The following is a 20379-nucleotide window of genomic DNA, read 5'->3' as shown; positions in this document are numbered from 1 at the left end:
GGGACGCCTATGCCACGAAGCCCAGAAAGTTTTTGTTAGGTGGCAAATTCGACTTTTTGTTCGGATTTTGGCTGATTTTCTGGTTGGGAAACTGTTGTTTCGGAAGGGTCTAATTCGCTAGTTGGCTGGCTAGCAGTTTCAGCGGCAACTGGTGGCGTTGGCGGTACAAGATTGGGAGATTGTTCTGGTATCGCGGGAGCGACTACTTTTGGTACTGGAGCTTTTTCTGTTATTTCTGGCAGGGCTGGTGGCTCTGAAGGATTAGCAGGTTGGGGTTCTTGATGTAGGAAGTTGCGGAACCGATTGTAGTATCCTTTATATTCCTGTTTTTTTGTTTGGGGAGATTCTGTTGGGGTCGGTTCTATTATTTGAACTGGTTCTACAATTTTAGGGGTTTCTAACTGTGGAGTTGCTGTCGGTGTCAGTTCTATTACTGGAACTGGTTCTACAATTTTAGGGGTTTCTAACTGTGGAGTTGCTGTCGGTGTCAGTTCTATTACTGGAATTGGTTCTACAATTTTCGGCGCTTCTAACTGTGGAGTTGCTGTTGGTGTCGGTTCTATTGCTTGAATGGGAGCAACTTCGGGAGCGACTGTTGGCTCTAAGTTCGGTTGGGTAACAGGGGTTTCTGGAAGCGTGGGTGAGGGTTGGACAACTGGTGTTTTTTCTAATGCAGGTGTCGGTGTCGGTTCGGGGGTTGGGGTTGGTGTGGGTGCGGGGGCTTGGTAGCTACGATCGACTATACCGCGAGTTTCTGCTGCTGTTAGTTCGCCCCGCACTAATTTTGAAAGAGGCTCTTGGCCGAGCGGTTGGAAATTTATCAGTCTGACTGTATTATTAAAGGCGTTTTTGACGATATTTCCCCGTTCGTCAATTAATTCTAGCTTTACCCAGTTTTTCCCTGGTTTGAATCCTTTAAGATATATAGGTTGCCACTGGTCGATCGCAAAGCTTTGGCCGTTGACTGTGGCTCGAATTTTCCAATCGAGTATTTCATCTTGGGAATTTTCTTGCGCCACTTCGTGCGGAGGGGCATTTGTCAAGTAAAAGTCGAGCAGGATGGGTTCTGCCCCGTAGCTGCCTTGGGGGCTGTTGTACGTTAATAGGGGTAATGTTCGATCGGGATTATTGTCGTCTGTTTTGGTAAAAACGTGAAAGGTGGTTTGAGCCGCGGCACCTTCGTTTTTAAAGCTTTCTTCCCAAGGGCGGGCGGCGAACACCTGCAGGGTATGGGTTCCGGGTTCTAAGTCGGAGAGCGTTAAAGGTTGGTTGATATCGTAAACTGCTGCATAAGGTTGGTTGTCTAATAAAACTTGCAGATGGGGGCCCAAACCCAAGTTTGCATCTTTGAAAATGGGCAAGTCCTTCACTTGGAACTCAACAGATACATTTATATCCTGAAGCACTTCGTCAGGTTTTGGATTCAAAATACTAATTTGAGGCTGGTAGATTTCTAGAGCCTGACGCAGTTGTTGAATGGCTTCTGGGGGAGAAACCTCTGAGATTCTGTTTACTGGGGCGGTAGCTGAGCCGCTCTTGTTCCCTGATTTGGGCAATTCGGGATGGCCCGCGCCACAACTTGCTAAACCCAAAATTAATACTGCTACTGCGAACAATGCCAGCAGCCTGCCCGCAACCGTTCTGTGCCAATTGATCCCAATCACGCAACCATACTCCTAGAAGCCTTCTCATAGGGAACTATAGCCCAAAAATGAATTTAGTATTGGGGAATTGCCGACTTCGGAATTCCAAAGCCGCGTAGGAACCCGGATTGAGGCAGCAGCGGGCAACCCATCGTCTCCTACTCTTAATTGCTGCAGCCTTTTTCCAAAACAAACATATATCTACAAATGAGTATTCCTAAATTACCTTATCTTTGAGTTTTGTAAAGTTAATGGCAGTACCCCTTGACTTTTTAGAGCGACTGTGGGATTTAAAGGCGTTATTACATCAAGAATAGAGGCTTTTTTAAGTATTGTTAACAAGCGATTAATACTCCTCTAGCAAGCTTATAATTCATAAAACTCCCTCAAAAGGAGCAGCCGTATCAAGTCTGAATCAAGGAGGCGATCGGCGACTCCAGATAGCGAGAAGAGTTAGCAGTACCCAGTCACATTGTTAGCGACACTGGGAAACTGGCTTCTTCACAGAAGCAAAATGCTTGGGGAAACGATGCACCTGCGTCTAGCTCTGCAAAGAGTAAAGTGCAGTGAAGTGTCGGCTTTTTCGAGAATCCCCCGCCTAATCAAGCGTGGGGAGTGTCCGGTACAGTGTTCAGTTCTCGTTCCTTGTCTTACCGAGAGGAGAGTCTTCATGACCATTAGTCCTCCAGAGCGAGAGGTAAAAGCTAGGGTAGTAGTCGATAAAAATCCGGTTCCAACTTCTTTCGAGAAGTGGTCAAAACCCGGTCATTTTGATCGCACTCTAGCTAAGGGGCCAAAAACCACCACTTGGATTTGGAACCTCCACGCTAACGCTCACGACTTTGACAGTCATACAAGTGACTTAGAAGACGTTTCGCGCAAAATCTTTAGCGCTCACTTCGGCCACTTGGCAGTAATCTTCGTATGGTTGAGTGGCGCATATTTCCACGGCGCTAAATTTTCCAATTACGAAGCTTGGCTGACAAATCCTACAGCCATCAAGCCCAGCGCTCAAGTGGTCTGGCCGATTTTTGGTCAAGAAATTTTAAATGCAGATGTAGGCGGCGGCTTTCACGGGATTCAGATCACCTCTGGTCTATTCCAATTGTGGCGCGCCAACGGCATCACTAACTCATACCAGCTATATTGCACTGCGATCGGCGCCCTGGTAATGGCAGCTTTGATGCTGTTTGCCGGTTGGTTCCACTATCACGTCCGCGCTCCGAAACTGGAATGGTTCCAGAACGTGGAATCGATGATGAACCACCACTTGGCAGTTTTGTTAGGCTGCGGGTGCTTGGGCTTCGCAGGACAACAAATTCACGTTGCTCTGCCGATCAATGCTTGCATGGACGCGATCGATGCAGGTGCACCGCTGACAGTCGGCGGTAAGCTGATCAAAACAGTTGCCGACATCCCCCTGCCGCACGAGTGGATTTTGACACCCGGCTTGATGGCTGACATCTACCCGAGTTTCGCTAAAGGTTTAACCCCCTTCTTCACCCTCAACTGGGGCGCATATACAGACTTCCTGACCTTCAAAGGCGGTCTGAACCCCACCACAGGCGGTTTGTGGCTGACTGATACAGCACACCACCACTTAGCTTTGGCAGTGCTATTCATCGTCGCTGGTCATATGTACCGGACGAACTGGGGCATCGGCCACAGCATGAAAGAAATCCTAGAGAACCACAAAGGCCCCTTCACTGGTGAAGGTCACAAAGGTCTCTACGAAATCCTGACTAATTCTTGGCACGCGCAACTGTCGATTAACTTGGCACTGATGGGCTCTTTGAGCATCATCGTCGCCCAACATATGTACGCGATGCCTCCCTATCCGTACATCGCGACCGACTACCCGACTCAGCTATCCCTGTTCACCCACCACATGTGGATTGGCGGATTCCTGATTGTTGGAGCAGCCGCTCACGGAGCAATCTTCATGGTTCGGGATTACGATCCCGCTGGAAATGTCAACAACTTGTTGGATCGCGTGATCCGTCATAGAGATGCGATCATTTCCCACCTGAACTGGGTTTGTATATTCTTGGGCTTCCACAGCTTCGGTTTGTACGTTCACAACGACACGATGCGCGCTTTCGGTCGTCCTCAAGATTTGTTCTCGGATACCGGGATTCAGTTGCGTCCGATATTTGCCCAGTGGGTGCAAAACATCCACGCTTTGGCTCCGGGCACAACAGCGCCTAATGCTACGGAAATCGTTAGCCACGCTTTTGGCGGCGGTGCAGTAGTAGTAGCCGGCAAAGTAGCGATGATGCCGATCGAGTTGGGTACGGCGGATTTCATGATCCACCACATCCACGCTTTCACCATTCACGTTACAGTCCTGATTCTTTTGAAAGGCGTGTTGTTTGCACGCAGTTCTCGCTTGGTTCCTGACAAAGGCAACTTGGGCTTCCGGTTCCCTTGCGACGGCCCCGGCCGTGGCGGCACCTGCCAAGTTTCTGGTTGGGATCACGTGTTCCTAGGCTTGTTCTGGATGTACAACTGCATCTCGATCGTGATTTTCCACTTTAGCTGGAAAATGCAGTCGGACGTGTGGGGAACAGTATCGCCAGACGGCACAATTTCTCACATTACCGGTGGCAACTTCGCACAAAGTGCGATCACGATTAACGGCTGGCTGCGGGACTTCCTTTGGGCGCAAGCTTCTCAGGTAATTCAGTCCTACGGTTCGGCACTGTCGGCCTACGGTTTGATGTTCCTAGCTGGACACTTCGTCTTCGCCTTCAGCTTGATGTTCCTGTTCAGCGGCCGCGGCTACTGGCAAGAACTTATTGAGTCGATTGTTTGGGCTCACAACAAGCTCAAGGTAGCTCCGTCGATTCAGCCTCGCGCTCTGAGCATTATTCAGGGTCGGGCTGTGGGTGTAGCTCACTACCTCCTAGGAGGAATTGTCACTACGTGGGCATTTTTCCTAGCGCGAATCATTTCGGTAGGGTAAACTACCCCTAGGTTTTGGATTCTCGATTTGGGAGGAATCTCAAATCGAGAATCCAAACTCCGAACCGAATCCCTTCAATTTTGTTCAGGATTCAGGATTAATCAAGGCTTATGGCAACGAAATTTCCAAAATTTAGCCAAGACCTTGCCCAAGACCCGACCACACGGCGGATCTGGTACGGGATTGCCACAGCACACGACTTTGAAAGCCACGATGGCATGACCGAAGAAAATCTTTACCAAAAGATTTTTGCTTCTCACTTCGGCCACCTAGCAATCATTTTCTTGTGGACATCGGGCAGCCTGTTCCACGTAGCATGGCAAGGTAACTTTGAACAGTGGATTAAAGACCCTCTAAACGTCCGCCCGATCGCTCACGCGATTTGGGACCCGCAATTCGGCGCTCCTGCAGTAGAAGCTTTCACTCAAGGGGGCGCTTCTAACCCGGTGGATATCTCTTACTCCGGTGTCTACCATTGGTGGTTCACCCAAGGGATTCGGACAAACGCCGACCTGTATCAAGGAGCTATCTTCTTGCTACTACTGGCGGCTGTCTTCCTGTTCGCAGGTTGGTTGCACCTCCAGCCCAAGTACCGCCCCAGCTTGTCTTGGTTCAAAAATGCTGAATCTCGCCTCAACCACCACTTGGCTGGTTTGTTCGGTGTCAGCTCTTTGGCTTGGACTGGTCACATGGTTCACGTTGCTATCCCCGAATCTCGCGGACAGCACGTAGGTTGGGACAACTTCCTGTCTACCCCACCTCACCCGGCCGGTTTGGCTCCGTTCTTCAGTGGTAACTGGGGCGTATACGCCGAGAATCCAGATGCAGCAAACCATGTCTTCGGTACTTCCGAAGGCGCTGGAACCGCAATTCTGACTTTCTTGGGTGGCTTCCACCCTCAAACAGAATCCCTGTGGCTGACAGACATTGCTCACCACCACTTGGCGATCGCAGTTCTGTTTATCGTTGCCGGTCATATGTACCGGACTAACTTCGGTATCGGTCACAGCATCAAAGAGATGTTGGATTCTAAGGCTGGTTTGGTCGGCGGCAAGAGTGAAGGACAGTTCAACTTGCCTCACCAAGGCTTGTATGAAACCTACAACAACTCGCTGCACTTCCAACTGGCATTTCACCTCGCTGCTTTGGGCGTAATTACCTCCTTGGTAGCACAGCATATGTACGCGATGCCTCCCTACGCTTTCATAGGTAAGGACTTCACGACTCAGGCTGCGCTTTACACCCACCACCAGTACATTGCTGGATTCATCATGGTCGGCGCTTTCGCCCACGGAGCTATCTTCTTGGTGCGGGACTACGATCCTGAAGCAAACAAAGGCAACGTGCTCGATCGCGTGTTGCAGCACAAAGAAGCGATTATCTCTCACTTGAGCTGGGTGTCGCTGTTCTTGGGCTTCCACACTCTCGGCTTGTACGTTCACAATGACGTTGTAGTAGCTTTCGGTACTCCTGAAAAGCAAATCTTGATTGAACCAGTGTTCGCACAGTTCATCCAAGCTGCTCACGGCAAAGCTCTCTACGGCATGGACGTGCTGTTGTCTAACCCCGACAGCATTGCTTCTACCGCTTGGCCCAACTACGGCAACGTATGGCTCCCAGGCTGGTTGGATGCGATTAACAGCGGTACTAATTCTCTGTTCTTGGCGATCGGACCTGGCGATTTCTTGGTTCACCACGCGATCGCACTAGGCTTGCACACCACCACCTTGATCTTGGTCAAGGGCGCTCTGGATGCACGCGGTTCTAAGCTGATGCCGGACAAAAAAGACTTCGGTTATGCTTTCCCTTGCGACGGCCCCGGCCGTGGCGGTACTTGCGACATCTCTGCTTGGGACGCGATGTACCTGTCTGTATTCTGGATGTTGAACACCCTAGCTTGGGTAACGTTCTACTGGCACTGGAAGCACCTGGGCATCTGGCAAGGTAACGTGGCTCAGTTCAATGAGTCTTCTACCTACCTGATGGGCTGGTTCCGCGATTACCTCTGGCTGTATTCTTCTCAGTTGATCAACGGTTACAACCCGTATGGTACTAACAACTTGTCAGTCTGGGCTTGGATGTTCTTATTCGGACACCTTGTTTGGGCAACTGGTTTCATGTTCCTGATCTCTTGGAGAGGTTACTGGCAAGAGTTGATCGAGACTTTGGTTTGGGCTCACGAGCGCACTCCTTTGGCTAACTTGGTTCGCTGGAAAGACAAGCCTGTTGCTTTGTCGATCGTCCAAGGTCGTTTGGTTGGCTTAGTTCACTTTACTGTGGGCAACGTCCTCACTTACGCGGCCTTTGTAATTGCCTCGACGGCCGGGAAATTCGGGTAACTCTGAACTCTGGTTTCTAGGTAATTAACTAAAATCCCCCGCCTTCTAGCGGGGGATTTTTTTGTATATGTTGTTTAACTGAAGCTGTTAATCAGGAATCTGAGGGCGATCGATCCTCTAAACCTCATTGTGGGTAATAATAGAGAAAAGCCTGAGTTTTCAACATGGTTCAACTGTCTTCTGACTGGAATAATGAGGCTTATGTGTCTCTGCATCTGGTTCAGACAATGCTGGAGATGGCGGGTTTGCCTCGCAAGAGTAGTTATTCTCACTGGATTCCAGAGTTTAAGGTTAAAGTACCTAGGCTGACTGCCAATAGTCCGATAGTTTGGACTCAAAAAGAGGTTGATTTCTTAGTAGAAGACTTGAGTCGGTATATTAACTTTCTGATTGAAATTAAGACGGCTAAAACTAGACTTGATGAAGCAGCTCGCACTCAGTTAGGAACGTATCTGAAATACTCTCATACAAGATTTGGGATACTAATTGACCCATTTTCAGTAGAGATTTACGAATATACACAAGGGTCAGTGACTCTAAAGTGCAAGCACAATATAGAAAACCCAGAACAAGTTCAACCAGTAGCAAATTTCGTTAGAAATTTTTTGGATACAGTTAAAATGCGTACAATTGCAATTTACACAGCTAAGGGTGGAGTTGGCAAAACCACCTTAGTCGTTAACATAGCTTATGAATTAGCCAAAATGGGTAATAGAGTTTTAGTTGTTGACTTGGATGATCAAGCTAATGCTAGTTTATCTTTAGGAGTTAATAAAGCTGATGAGTTAGATAATGCTACAAATTTGAAAGAGTTTGTCACAATTTTGGAGTCCTTTAAAGAGCGAAAAGAACTCATTGAATTTTTAGAATACTACTCAGCCAATTTGAGCTATAAGGAATGTATTCAGCCTTCATCTTTAAATAAAATTATCAGTATTGCTAATGGTACAAAGGGAAGAATAGATGTTATTCCAAGCAGTTACAAAACGACAGACAGTAACATTTTAAGATTAGGTGCTTTTTCGCATAAAAAACTTGACAATGCCCTTTGGAAATCAGGTTTGTCAAACGATTATGACTATGTAGTTATTGATACGCCCCCTAGCTTTACTGCTGTTACTCAGAATGGTCTCATTGCTGCTCAGTATGTCATTATACCTTCGCAAATGGAGTATCTCTCAGTATATGCAATTAGGAAACCCATAAAAGAGGCAAAAGAAATTCAAGACAATACCAATGGTACGAGAGGAAATATCTTAGGAATAGTTCCTATGATGGTTGAAAATGTCAAACTACATACTACTATAAAAGCTTTAGTTTCTAAGATATTCCGAGATATTCCTCTTCTTACAGAGATAAAGCGAGCTACCGCTGTTGGTCAAGCTTCTCATGCTCGCCAACCTCTTTCTTTATTTGCTGAGCAGAATAAAGCAGCGAGTAGTGTAGCAACACAATTTTCAACTTTGACCGAACAAATCGTCAAACAAATAGATCACTTAGAAAGGAATAGCAGTAAGTAACATGGTCAACTTTTACAAAAAACTTGAGAGCCAACCTGCTCTTTTATTCTTAAATCAGATAGAAGTTTCTCAAGAAAAGTCAGGCACTTCAACCTCACTCCTCAAAAAAGTTTCCCAATCTGTTAGAGATTGGAACTTTAACCTGTCTCTGCCTATTGTTTGTCTCACCGATGAAGAAGATCAATACCATTTACTCACAGGTTTACCGATTTATGAAGCAACTAAGGAAGCTAATCTAATCAGGCTGTGGGTGTTTGTGATTGCGACCAAACAACCAGAAGCAGAAAAGGCTATTGAACAAGCTGTTTTGCAGTCAAAGCTGAATGAAAGGGTTGTTGAGCCTCAAGATGTTACAGATTTCTTGGATTTTATTAACAATCCAAAATCTGACCTTACCTCAATCCCTGGAGTTAAAGATGGATACGCAAAGCTGATCCGCGATAAGCGTGTTTACAGTTCTCTGGAAGATATGCAGAAAAAACTAGGTGCTAAGCGGGGCTTAAATTGGCTAAGAGCATACAAGCAATCAAAAAGCTAAGCTCGCCAGTTCTTGAAGTTTTGAGAAGCGCGATCGCCCTTATCTCTTCAAATCTCCCCATTCATCTGCATTTGATGCACCTTGTCCGCCAACTCTTGGCGGCTTTCCTTATCGAGTGCATCAATTGCCAGCATTCCCAAATACACTACTTCTTTCTGAGTTAGTCTGGTCGCTAGCGCTTGTTTTTGAATGACTTCCTTGATCACGGAACTGACCGCGATCGCAGTATTAGTTTTAGCCACGAATAATAATCAACTATTAATAACAACTTTCCTTGATGTTACCATCCTCAATCCGATTAAGTGCAATAATGTTTGACTTACTACAGTTAATCATGCTATAGTGTAAAAAATAGAAAAAAGCGATCGCCCCCGGTCTGGACAACTTAATGCCGATCGACCTATTCCTCAATAATCTCCACCAAGTCCTCAATCATGACATCAAAAGCCCGCGCTAACTTGTACAGGGCGGTAAAGTCAACCATTGATATTTCTGAACGACGAGCATAGCTGGTTATGGTGCTGTAGATCACGCCCGATCGCTCAGCCACCTCCTTGAATGTCCAGCCCCTCTCGGCTGCTAACTCTCGCACTTTTACTCTAACTAAACCCATTTTTGATAAAAAATGCAGTTCCGTTTTAAGATAATTGCATCTGAAAAAGCTATCGCCCTCCGGTCTAGACAACTTAAGGCTGATCGACTATTCCTCTAAAACCTCAACTAAATCCTCAATCATCACATCAAAAGTGCGAGCTAACTTCCGCAGCAAAGTAAAGTCCACCGTTGTCAGCCCTGGACAACGGGCATAATGCTTGACAGTGTTGTACATTACCCCAGAACGTTCTGAAACTTCCTTGAATGTCCAACCTTTCTCTGCAGCTAGTTCTCTGACTTTAATTCTTACTAAACCCATGCTTGACAATGGGTGCTATAACACCTTAAAATAAATTCATCTAAAAAGCCGACCGCCCTCCGGCCTGGAAAACTAAAGAGCGATCGTCTGTAAAACCTAATCTGGACAGATTATTTCTTTCTATCAAAAAGTGCATTTGCCATATCCAGAAGTCTACTAACCATATCCAGAGGTGTACTAGCCATGATATCAGAAACTCCAGCAAAATCGCGAACGATCGCAGAATCGAGAATAATTCACAAATCGCCAATCCTGCATCCGCTGGCGAGATTCGTTACCGAAGAAACAGTTGCACTCCTGTTAAATATCTCAGCAGAGGAGATTTACCGCATAGAATGCTGTCACTACATGGTGTACGTACACGCTAAATGCATCAGCCGCTTTGTTAGCTACGCCGATTTTCCTCCTATTTTACAAGTACAACCGATCGCACTTCAAGATTTTGGCAGATGGTACAAACGCTGGAAAAGCAAGCAAGCACCAGCATTTTGGACTAAATTCTACACGTACAAGTTCAAAAAAGCTGTTTCAGTTGACAGCTTGCTAGAGTGGGGCCAATTGGTAGCTACTGTTAAATCGGTCATTTCTGGGGCCGCGCTGCAACAGCTACGAGATGTCTATACCCAAGAAAAAGATTTGATGGAGAAATTTTAAAGTGCGATCAACTTAATCCTACTTGAACTTTCAATTAAATTTTAAAACACTTCATCTTCGATTCCCAGCCACCATTCCCCCAGATTCATTAAATCTTTGTGAAGGTCAGTAAGTTCTGTCATATACTCTTCAGCAGAAATCTCCGATCGCCTTTCTTGCAATTTTTTCAGCCGCAGTTGCACCAACAGCCAAGGTTTAGAAATCCCGTCCTTTGCTTCGATATATTTGGCTAAATCTTTGCTGTCCATAGTTATTGGGGGAGGGGCATAGGGCATAGGGCATCGGGCATTGGATCTTGGACAATTTTACATTTTAGATTTTCGATCAACTGGTAATTTTAATCTAAAATCGGATGGGGCCTAGTAATCGGTAATCATTAAGCTGTCACGCATTTAAACCACTAACGAGGCTTGTAGGGTGCGTCAAGAGTGAACACTTACGCGAAGGATGCGGGAAACACTTCTGTACTGACTCACCCTACTATCGTCTTTTAAATGCCCAACAGCTTAGGAGTTTTTGCAATAACAAATTCCCGATGCCCGATGCCCCATTCCCAATGCGCGATGACTACCTATAATCCGAAGTCTGAATATTCTTGAGCTTCGCAGCATATTTCATACCGTATTCCGGGCGACAGAAGCGATCAAGCTGAGCCTCAAAGAATGCCCTATTTGCCTTCAAATGCTTCGGATTGGGGTCATCCAAAGGATACAAAAGAGCCGTCCGCAACGCTTGAAACACTGCCGAAGTAACGCAGTACATCGATCGCTGAAATGTCACTCCAATTTGATTGAGAATATCATCTTCGCCGCGACAGCGCTGTTTGTAGAAATCCATCAAATAAGGCGGCAGGAAATGCAGCATATCTTGTGCTAGCAAAGTCGGCGGAATCCCCGCCGTACCTACCGGGAATTTGTCTGCATACAAAACTCCGTAGTGGAAGTCTTTTTGGTCGTCAGGAACTTCCTTAGCTTGAGCATTGTAAGATTTGGTTCCTCGGAACGGTGAAGTGCGATAAAATACAGCTTCCACGTAAGGTAACGCTGCTTCATAAAGCCAAGTAAAACCCTTAGATTTGGGGATGATTTCGTAGGTTTCGCCGTCGATTTGAACGTGGTGGTAAATCGGGCGTCCGGCGATCGCAAATATGCCATTTACTAGGAAATCCATCGCCTGTGGGACTGTGGTAACTTTCCCTTCGTCGTACAAGTCGGAAACCTCAAAAAACACCGGCGCCATGACTTCCCAGAATAAACCGAGATTGCTGTAATAAGACATTTGGCGGCACTGTTCTAAAAACATTTCGGGAAATGCTTTGTGAAGTGCCAGCATGAACGGGTCTTTTTTGAAGTAAGCTTTAATTGCCCGATCGGCATTAGCCTTATATTCGTCACTGTCCAAATAAGGATCGAATTGATTGGTGGGCACGTACAAGCCCCGGTGCCAAAGCATTGACCTCATGCACTCTTCCGCAAATTCCATGTTAATGCGATCGTGCCACAAATGGTGAAACAGCCGCGGGAGTTTACCAGTTTCACCCTTCTCCATGAACTCCAAGAGTTCCGGGTGAACGCTGCCAGTCCCGCGCCAAATCCGCAAATCTGCACCGTCACCTGCATAGTGATTTTGTAAATCTAAATACTCTTGGGGTAAAAAGTATTTAAAGAAAGGAAGCGGGTGTAAAAATACCCGTTCGGCGATGTAAAGCAAGTCCCGCCAGTAAAAGTCCATCGGCACCGCGTAAGCTTTCCAAATAGCGATGATTTGCATCAGATTTTCCGGCGTATCTGGAATCATCGCACCGCCTGCTTCTAGCCTGTGAATTACTTCGGCAAATTCGTGTTTAGAAGGAGGTAGTTTTGTTGCTGGTTTATTAGGGGTTTGTACCATTGTTTCTTCCTTTGATTGAGTGAATCTAAATATTTTGAATTATTGCAAAAAGCTGCGATTCTTTAACTGGTTTTCCGGCTCTGCTTGGGAACCGATATCCAGGCCGGCAAGCCGGAAAATTGGAGGCAGAGCCTCTGGATCTGCGTTTCCAGGCTCTGCCTGGAAACAAGTAGATGCTTAGTCTGCGGAGGCGGACTTCGTTTGTGTAGACGCGATTTCCATATCCAAGTGCTCTAGGGGATAGCTAATAGCAACTTGGGTATTTCTGTCAGCTGGCAGAGTAGCAACGATCGCATTTGTAGTAGATTCGCTCCACTTGAGCAGCCAAGCAGGTTGAATTCCCAACACAAAAATGATGCCCGCCAAAACCAGCGCCGGCATATTTTCAGCAAACGTAACTGGAGGGTAGTAAGCCGTGGCATTGTCCAACTTCCCAAAACAGGTGCGGTTGAGCAGAATCACAAAGTAAACTGCTGTTAAACCCGATGCTAAAATGCAGAGTAAAGTTGGAATTGGAAAGATCGAGAAACTGCCTTGAAACACTAAAAATTCGGCAATAAAACCCACCAAACCCGGAATTCCGGCGCTTGCCATGCCACCCAAAACTAACAGGGAACTGGCAGTGGGTAAACCCCGCATCGGGTTCATCAAACCGTTAAGTACGTCCAAATCCCGCGTGCCAACTTTGGTTTCGATGATGCCTACCAAATAAAATAGCAAAGCTAAAATTAAGCCGTGGCTTACCATTTGCCCGACTGCACCGATTAATGCCAGCTTCGTACCCGCGGCGCAGGCAACGAGGATGTAGCCCATATGCCCGATCGAACTATAGGCTACCATGCGCTTGATGTCTTTTTGGGCGATCGCGCTCAAAGCCCCGTACATCACGCTCACAGTCCCAATAATCGCTAAAACCGGAGCTATAATCGACCAAGTTTCGGGAAACATCTGTAAGCCGAACCGTACTAAACCGTAAGTTCCCAACTTCGCCAGAATCCCTCCCAGCAAAATTGCTGTTGCTGGCGAAGCTTCGACGTAAGCATCCGGTAGCCAAGTGTGCAGCGGCACCAAGGGAATTTTAATTCCCAACCCAATTAGCAAAATTGTTAGCAGGATTAACTGCAAATTTCTCGGCAATTCTTGAGTGGTAATCGCACTGTAATCGAAATTTAAAGACCCACTCAGCCAAGCCACACCTAAAAATGCTGCCAGCACTAAAAGTCCCGAAACTGCCGTGTAGATCAAAAACTTCATGGCAGCGTATTCCCGCTGCTTTCCGCCCCAAATCGCAATCAACAGGTAAAAAGGAATTAATTCTACTTCGTAAAACAGTACAAACAGCAGCAAATTTTGAGACATCAAAGCTCCGGCAATACCAGCATTGATCAGCAAAATCAAAGCATAGTAAAGCTGGGGGCGCTCCATCTTTTCGCCGGTGCCGTAAATGACTAATAGCGTCAGCAAAGCGCTTAAAACCAGCAGCGGCAACGACAAGCCGTCAATGCCCAAGTTGTAGCTCAAACCTAATTGTGGAATCCAAGGCAAATATTCTTGAAATTGCAGTCCCGAATTGGCTGGATCGAATTGAGTCAACAGCCAGATATTCAAAATGAAAATAGCTGCCGCAAAAGCCGAGGCTATTGAACGCAGACGCATTCCATTGATATTTCCGGGCAGGAACCCGACTACCGCAGCGCCCAACGCGGGCAACCAGAGCAAGGCACTAAGCATAATGTGTGAAGTGAAGAGTGAAGAGTGAACAATCTATTTTGCAGCCTCTTGTCTTTGATAATTTGAGAGTTTAGATGTTAAACTTTTGCCAATTATCAATCCCAGTTTTCATCACGACTCAGAAAGAATAGTGACTCGACCCGTGTCTAAATCGTAATACCCACCAACAACTTTCAGTTTATTCTCCGCAATTAACTTAGAGATAACTGGAGAGGCTTTCAACTTGTTAGCTTGGAGCACAACATTGGCTTTTGAAGCATTTTCTAGCTTGTCGCCCGTTTGGTTTTTCGAGCTTTCTACAGCAGGCTTAATCGCATCGAGCAAACTGCCAATCTGGCCGGGAACTTGAGCTCCTTTAATGGTTGCGTCTACCGCACCGCAACGTTTATGCCCGATTACCACAAGCACTTTTGCTCCCAATACCAGGGTGCCAAATTCTAGGCTGCCAGTTTCTTCTGGAGTAACAACATTTCCGGCCACACGACAGACAAATAAATCTCCCAATCCTTGATCAAAGATAATTTCCGAAGGAAAGCGGGAATCTGCACAGCCGAGAATAGCAGCAAATGGTTTTTGAGATTTGGCAACTTCGGTGAGGCGCCCAAAGTCTTGGTGGGGGTTTTGGCGTTTGCTGTCAACAAACCGCTGGTTGCCGTCCATTAACTGTTTCAGAGCTGTGTCGGGAGTCAAGTCAGTTTGAGCAATTGCTGGTTCAGGTGCAGCGAAATCAGCGCCTGCTCCTACTGCAAGTATCCCTGTACCAATAGCACCTGCGACAAATTTGAGGGAATTGCGCCGGGAAAGATTGAATTGTCTGTGGTCTGAATTCATTTATGCTGCCTTATTTGAACGAGTTTGAAATCTTTGTTCAAGACTTCATGTTTTTAAGATTTTAGATGAAAACTGCCACCTAAAATCTTCAAGCTTATATTTCTTTACCCGCCCACAATCAGCGACAAGCGAGCTAGAAGTGGCCAGCTTATGAGCAGTCCCAAAACTGCCACTCCGAACAGAATTGTCAAGGCGTAAAACTGAGTTTGACCGTTAACGTTGTATTTGAGGCTTTGCCCGCCAAAAACCGTTGCAAAACCGATTAAGTTCACGAATCCGTCAACAATATTGCGATCGACCCAAGAGATAACTTGAGCAACTAGACCGACTGCAAATATCACTGTCACCCGGTAAAGTTTGGCAGTGTAAAAGTCGTAAGCAAAAAAGTCTTGCAGGGCTTGAGAACCAATTCGCACCGGTTTTTCCCATTTTTCGTTCAGGTAAACAAATGCTCCGGCACCGATGCCGATCGCCGTTGACAAAACTAGCAGTCCAGTGGCGGTATAATTCAAACTTGCCCCTGGCAATAAATGCCACGCAGCCAGCAAGTGCGGAACGTGCAAAGTAAAGCCCATTAAAACAGTCATCGGCAAGATAAAAGGCCAGTGAACTTCCGGCGAGCGTTCGGTCATTTGCTTTGGTTGGCCGCCAAAAACTAAACCAAAGACGCGCACCAAGCCAAAAGCAGTGACGCCGTTTACAAACAGCACTATTCCTAACAAGAAAGGGTGAGTTTCTGAAAGCCCGGATGTGAAGTCTTCTAAAGCCCAGAAGCAGCCGAAGGGCGGCAGTCCTACTAATCCAGCGCTACCGACAATAAACGATATGGCCGATATTGGCCGCTTTCCCCACAAACCGCCGAGAGAGCGGACATCCTGAGTGATGCTGTTCCAGACTACCGAACCGATGCTCATCACCAGCAAACCCATTGCCAAGCTGTAGGCAAATATTAATGTCAGGGCTGTCTGGGCTTGTCCGGTGCCGACGGCGATAAATACTAAGCCCATGTAAGAGCTGACTATATAGGAAAGCGTGCGCTTGATGTCAATTTGGGCGATCGCAATTAATGAAGCACCAACCGCCGTCGCAGCGCCTACAATAATAGTTGTCTTCAGTCCGATCGGCGACAAAGCAATCACTGGCTGCAACTTAATCAAAATCCAAGCACCAGTTTCCACAACTACGGTGTTCCGCAAAATTGTCGCCGGCAGCGGGCCTTCCATCGCCTCATCCAGCCACAGGTGCAAGGGAAACTGAGCGCACTTACCCATCGGCCCGGCAATCAAAGCTAAGCTCAACAGCGTCGCTACAGTAGGGTCAAGCTTTGCAGTCTGAGCCCAAACAGCCAACTCGTCAAAATTCCAAGTTCCAGCCAGCGGCAGAATTGCGACTACTCCCATCAGCAGGAATAAATCTCCCACCCGCTTGGTTAAGAAAGCGTCGCGGGCTCCTGTCACCACCAAAGACTGATTGAACCACAGCCCGACTAGCAGGTAAGTACCCAAAGTCAGAACTTCCAAAATCATGTAACTGAAGAAGAGAGAATTGCACAGTACCAAGCCGCACATCCCCGCTTCAAACAGCCCCATCAAGGAAAACAACCGAGCCCAGCCCCAGTCCATTTCCATATAACCGAAAGCATAAATCTGCGCTAGCAAGTTCAGTCCGGTAATTAAAACTGTCGCCCCGACGGTGACAGCAGAGATTTCAACGGGAATGGTTAAGTCTAAACCTGCTACATTCAGCCAGGGAATGAACTGGTGTTGCGCTGGTTGGTTCCAAATAGCTGTGAGGGCGATGACGCCGTGTAAGAAAGCGAACAAGGTTAAGATGGCGTTCACGTAACCGGATGGTCTTGGCCCCGTGCGACGGGTAATTGCCGGAAACCACAGCATCGACAGAACTCCACCGATGAGTGGATAGCAAGGTATAAACCAAACCGTCTGGAGTAAGATTTGAGCCATTGGCATTACCTGTAAAGGTTACAAAAATTTAAAATTCTGAGAATAATTACGATCGCGCTGACGACAGCACTGAAAAGCCAGAAGGCAGAATTAGAGGCTATTTTGGCGTCAGAATTCGAGTTACTCGTTGTTTTGAGACTAGGGGGAAAGAATAGACTTATTAATTTTATATTAAGTATTGCGTTAAATTATCGTATTTCTGATTCAGCATATTTATCGGTACCGATAAACTCTACTTATAGGTATATATAGGGGCGGATTGTGTACAAACGAATATTTGTCGATCGCAAGTGCGATCGAACAATGATTTATTGCTCTAAAATATTAAAGCCGATTAAAACCGCTCAATGTCCCAAGCTGATTCTGGAAGTTTGGCTTGGCGCTGCCCCATCGCCCTTGCCCTAACATTCAAAAAACCGATCGGCGTATTGAATAAGTCTACCAGCTCCGAAGAGCCGAGCGCACTTTTTGCCGCCGCAACCGGAAATTCCTTTAACAGCCACCTAGCCAGCCGGTAAAAATATTCGCCTGTTGTGAATTCTCGCATCAAATCGACACCGTGGAGTTCGTGCAAATATTTATTAGATTCGCCGTACCGATACCATTGACTTTGCAACTGTTTTATTGTAGAACGGTGGCGGTGTCGGACGATCGCATTTTGAGCAAAATGTAATTGATAGGATGTTTCCCGCAAAATCCGCCAACACAAGTCAGCATCGCCGCCACTGGTGAGGTGAGGGCGAAATAATCCTATTTGTTGTAAAACGAGCCTCCGTACAGCTAAGTTGGCGGTTTGGCCGTAGGGACAAAAAGGGTGAGCGAGTGTATGTTTTTGAGATAAAGTATTTTGGCGCTCGGCGTGTTGTTCTAAGATAGTTTTACCGGGCAATGCGAGTATTTCCCCAGCGCTAATTCCTACTTCTAAGTCAACAAAGGGTTTAACTAAATTTTCCAGCCAGTCAGATTCCGGGCGACAGTCTGCATCGGTAAATACAATGATTTCGCCTGTGGATGCGCGAATTCCTTGATTGCGGGCGGCGTAGGAACTTTGAATCTGATTTTCACTGAGGTGGCGAATGGTTATTGGATTGAAATTGCTTCCTCCCCCTACCAAAGGGGGGACTGAGGGGGGGTTAGAGGCTGCTGTTTCGAGAATTGCTGAAGTGCGATCGCGGCTGTTGTTGTCTACTAAAAGATATTCTACTCTGTGTGGCGGATAAGTTTGCGATCGCAGGCACTCGATCAACTCCGGCAAATCCCTCTCGCCGTTGTAAACAGGCACAACCACCGAAACCTCCGGTAAAAACGTTTTAGTCATTCAGAAACAACCGTAAACGATAGCATAACTAATATTGAGTAAGATTAAACGAACCGCGAAGGCGCTAAGGAAGATAAATAAGCAAATGTAGTTCTTCCTTTGTCCTAGAACCCTCTTCGCGGTTATTCAAATAATTAAAAAGTGTTACTAATTTCCATTGCATTAACTGAGGATATCAATTCTCAAAATTATAACTTCCGAGCCTTAAACAGGCAAGATGCCTGTTCCACAACTGCATTCAGTTATTGTGGAACAGGCATCTTGCCTGTTTCTATGAAATAGTAGAAAATATCTCTTACATCCCCTGTGCAATCCGTCACGCAATCTCTTCTCAAATGTTGCTAGTTAACATCAGAATCATTAACACTAACGCCCCGTTAGTTAAATAAAAAATGCCAACAACCTGAGTTTCCAACCAGCCACACAACTCTAGATGATGGTGCAGTGGAGCCATTCTTAATAGACGCTTGCCGATGCCATCAGGCCCTTTTGTAGCTTTGTAATAACCTACTTGAGCAATTACTGACAGCGTTTCTACAAAGAAAATCCCGCTGATAATTAATAATATCCAAAGGCTATTTGTTAATAAAGCTACCGCACCCAACGCACCGCCCAAAGCTAAAGCACCTGTATCACCCATAAACACCTTGGCTGGATTGCGGTTGTGTGCTAAGAAACCGAAACAACTGCCACTGATGCAAGCGCAAAAAATCATTAATTCTGGCGAAGTTGAGGCTACAGATGCACCTAGTCCCAAAAGTGCGATCGCCCCCAAACCTCCCATCAACCCGTCAACACCATCGGTAAGATTAGTAGCATTGCTTTCGGCAACTAGCACAAAAGCGGCCAGCGGCCAGAACAGCAAACCTAATGGCAATACCCAACCGAAAGGCAAAGCAACATTGGTAGAAATTGCAGGTTGATGAAACATAAGCCACAGACAAAATAGAGCAGCAAAACTTATTTGCAAAGCCAATTTCATCCGAGGTGAAATACCTTTGTTCGACTTACGTCGCAGAATTTGCCAGTCATCGAGCCAGCCAATGAAACCGTAAGCTAGAGTTAAAGCCGATACGGCAACAACATCTGAGTTAAACTTAGACCAAAGTAAAGCGACTGCTACCCCTGCGGGTATAAAAAAGATGCCTCCCATTGTCGGCGTTCCCGCTTTTTTCAAATGGGCTTGGGGGCCGTCTTCGCGAATAATTTGTCCTGCTTTTAGTTGCTGGAGTACGGGCACAACTGCATAGCCCAACCCCGACGCAACTAAAGCACAAACAACTAGCGGCATAAATAGCGATGTAGGTAAATTCAAAAATCTACCCGCTACTACATCTAAACCGATCGCTACAGTGCCGAGCCCCAAACCCAGCAGCAGGAATAAATTCTTGCCTGTAAGTTTGAAAGGCAGACTAAAAGGGATTTTCTCATCCAAAAAGTTATCCATAACACTCCTCACCACACACTATTTGAGAATAAGCAATTGACAATGGGGAATAGGGTGCGATACAGGAGATTGAGAAATCTCTGAGTTTTTCTTCCCTGTTTCCGGTTGATTTATTCACCCTTCTACCCGTTATTCTTCGCCTACACTCACATCCTCTTCTACTTCCTCTTCTAAATCATCGTAAGGACTGTCGTCAACTGCCATAAGTTCAGAAATTTCTTCTTCGTGCAGATAGTCGGGTTCTTGGACATCCCTTGCTAACAGGCGGTTGTTAGATTCCAACCAGTCTAAAAGAGAAGATTGCTGTTTTAATGGAATTACATCCGCAGGTAAGTGGCGAGGAATTTGACGCAGAGATGGGTTGTACATGATTATCGGTTTTTAAAGACAAAGACGCGATCGAGTGAAGTAACGTTTTGCCGACGAACTACTAATTTGATCAAGCACTTGCAAATCGGGCATTTAGCAAGGCTAAAGCATTATACCACAGGCACTGTTTGGTTCCGGATCGGATAAGATGGGAGACCCAAAAGGCGATCGCCCCCAAGCATGGGCATGAGGATAACACTAAAATCCGCTCTTGCCAATCCTTCTTTAGCCGTAAGCATTGTAATCTGAGACGATCG

The 20379-nt window shown here is 46.3% G+C and carries 17 protein-coding genes; 5 read left to right on the top strand and 12 right to left on the bottom strand.

Annotated elements, in window-relative coordinates; genetic code table 11:
• Nucleotides 1-35 precede the first annotated feature (35 nt).
• Nucleotides 36-1664 carry a hypothetical protein gene (locus Q5691_RS10780; RefSeq protein WP_333344806.1) on the bottom strand — a complete coding sequence of 543 codons (1629 nt, stop codon included), beginning with the start codon at nucleotides 1662-1664 and terminating at the stop codon, nucleotides 36-38.
• A 649-nt stretch (nucleotides 1665-2313) separates the two neighbouring features.
• Between Q5691_RS10780 and psaA the strand changes: the two genes are divergently transcribed.
• From psaA to Q5691_RS10760, 4 genes are all read left to right on the top strand, one after another.
• Nucleotides 2314-4608, top strand: a complete 2295-nt coding sequence (gene psaA, locus Q5691_RS10775; RefSeq protein ID WP_333057330.1) for a photosystem I core protein PsaA — start codon at nucleotides 2314-2316, stop codon at nucleotides 4606-4608.
• A gap of 110 nt (nucleotides 4609-4718) precedes the next feature.
• Entirely contained in the window at nucleotides 4719-6947 is a 2229-nt protein-coding gene (psaB, locus tag Q5691_RS10770) for a photosystem I core protein PsaB (protein ID WP_333057331.1), read from the top strand.
• Nucleotides 6948-7111: 164 nt separating this feature from the next.
• Nucleotides 7112-8467 (top strand): AAA family ATPase, encoded by a 1356-nt coding sequence (locus Q5691_RS10765; RefSeq protein ID WP_333344805.1) that lies wholly within the window; start codon nucleotides 7112-7114, stop codon nucleotides 8465-8467.
• 1 nt (nucleotide 8468) lies between these two features.
• Nucleotides 8469-9005, top strand: a complete 537-nt coding sequence (locus Q5691_RS10760) for a hypothetical protein (protein WP_333344803.1) — start codon at nucleotides 8469-8471, stop codon at nucleotides 9003-9005.
• A gap of 47 nt (nucleotides 9006-9052) precedes the next feature.
• Here the strand turns inward: Q5691_RS10760 and Q5691_RS10755 are convergent, their stop codons facing one another.
• The 3 genes from Q5691_RS10755 to Q5691_RS10745 all read right to left on the bottom strand — a co-directional run bounded on the left by Q5691_RS10755 (nucleotide 9053) and on the right by Q5691_RS10745 (nucleotide 9918).
• Complete coding sequence (locus Q5691_RS10755) at nucleotides 9053-9247, bottom strand: hypothetical protein (protein ID WP_333211449.1); 195 nt, start codon at nucleotides 9245-9247, stop codon at nucleotides 9053-9055.
• Nucleotides 9248-9405: 158 nt separating this feature from the next.
• Nucleotides 9406-9618, bottom strand: a complete 213-nt coding sequence (locus Q5691_RS10750; RefSeq protein WP_006631308.1) for a helix-turn-helix domain-containing protein — start codon at nucleotides 9616-9618, stop codon at nucleotides 9406-9408.
• Between the two features lie 87 nt (nucleotides 9619-9705).
• Entirely contained in the window at nucleotides 9706-9918 is a 213-nt protein-coding gene (locus Q5691_RS10745; protein WP_242717445.1) for a helix-turn-helix domain-containing protein, read from the bottom strand.
• Between the two features lie 183 nt (nucleotides 9919-10101).
• On the opposite strand from Q5691_RS10745, the gene Q5691_RS10740 reads away from it, so the two are divergent.
• A complete protein-coding gene (locus tag Q5691_RS10740) occupies nucleotides 10102-10572 on the top strand; it encodes a hypothetical protein (protein ID WP_333344801.1) in 471 nt (156 codons plus the stop codon).
• Between the two features lie 41 nt (nucleotides 10573-10613).
• Here Q5691_RS10740 and Q5691_RS10735 read toward each other — a convergent pair whose 3' ends face one another.
• The 8 genes from Q5691_RS10735 to Q5691_RS10700 form a co-directional block, all read right to left on the bottom strand.
• The gene (locus tag Q5691_RS10735; protein ID WP_172190588.1) at nucleotides 10614-10820 is read right to left on the bottom strand and encodes a hypothetical protein; all 207 of its coding nucleotides are present in this window, start codon (nucleotides 10818-10820) and stop codon (nucleotides 10614-10616) included.
• Between the two features lie 319 nt (nucleotides 10821-11139).
• Nucleotides 11140-12462 carry a CO2 hydration protein gene (locus Q5691_RS10730; RefSeq protein ID WP_333228735.1) on the bottom strand — a complete coding sequence of 441 codons (1323 nt, stop codon included), beginning with the start codon at nucleotides 12460-12462 and terminating at the stop codon, nucleotides 11140-11142.
• A gap of 177 nt (nucleotides 12463-12639) precedes the next feature.
• Complete coding sequence (locus tag Q5691_RS10725) at nucleotides 12640-14193, bottom strand: NADH-quinone oxidoreductase subunit M (RefSeq protein ID WP_333211444.1); 1554 nt, start codon at nucleotides 14191-14193, stop codon at nucleotides 12640-12642.
• Between the two features lie 111 nt (nucleotides 14194-14304).
• Complete coding sequence (locus tag Q5691_RS10720) at nucleotides 14305-15024, bottom strand: carbonic anhydrase (protein WP_333211442.1); 720 nt, start codon at nucleotides 15022-15024, stop codon at nucleotides 14305-14307.
• Nucleotides 15025-15128: 104 nt separating this feature from the next.
• Nucleotides 15129-16988: an NAD(P)H-quinone oxidoreductase subunit F gene (locus tag Q5691_RS10715; protein WP_333307848.1), complete on the bottom strand. Its 1860-nt coding sequence runs from the start codon at nucleotides 16986-16988 to the stop codon at nucleotides 15129-15131.
• Nucleotides 16989-17322: 334 nt separating this feature from the next.
• Nucleotides 17323-18306 carry a glycosyltransferase gene (locus Q5691_RS10710; RefSeq protein ID WP_333211438.1) on the bottom strand — a complete coding sequence of 328 codons (984 nt, stop codon included), beginning with the start codon at nucleotides 18304-18306 and terminating at the stop codon, nucleotides 17323-17325.
• Between the two features lie 331 nt (nucleotides 18307-18637).
• Complete coding sequence (mraY, locus tag Q5691_RS10705) at nucleotides 18638-19753, bottom strand: phospho-N-acetylmuramoyl-pentapeptide-transferase (protein WP_333344799.1); 1116 nt, start codon at nucleotides 19751-19753, stop codon at nucleotides 18638-18640.
• Between the two features lie 129 nt (nucleotides 19754-19882).
• On the bottom strand, nucleotides 19883-20122 hold the full coding sequence (locus tag Q5691_RS10700) for a DUF3134 domain-containing protein (RefSeq protein ID WP_006631296.1): 240 nt from the start codon (nucleotides 20120-20122) through the stop codon (nucleotides 19883-19885).
• Between the last annotated feature and the right edge of the window lie 257 nt (nucleotides 20123-20379).

It is taken from the genome of Microcoleus sp. w1-18aA5 (genome assembly GCF_036701705.1).
In the GTDB taxonomy this organism is placed as follows: Bacteria; Cyanobacteriota; Cyanobacteriia; order Cyanobacteriales; family Microcoleaceae; genus Microcoleus.
Note: the sequence above shows the minus strand (reverse complement) of the source record. Positions and strands in the feature narration are given on the sequence as shown.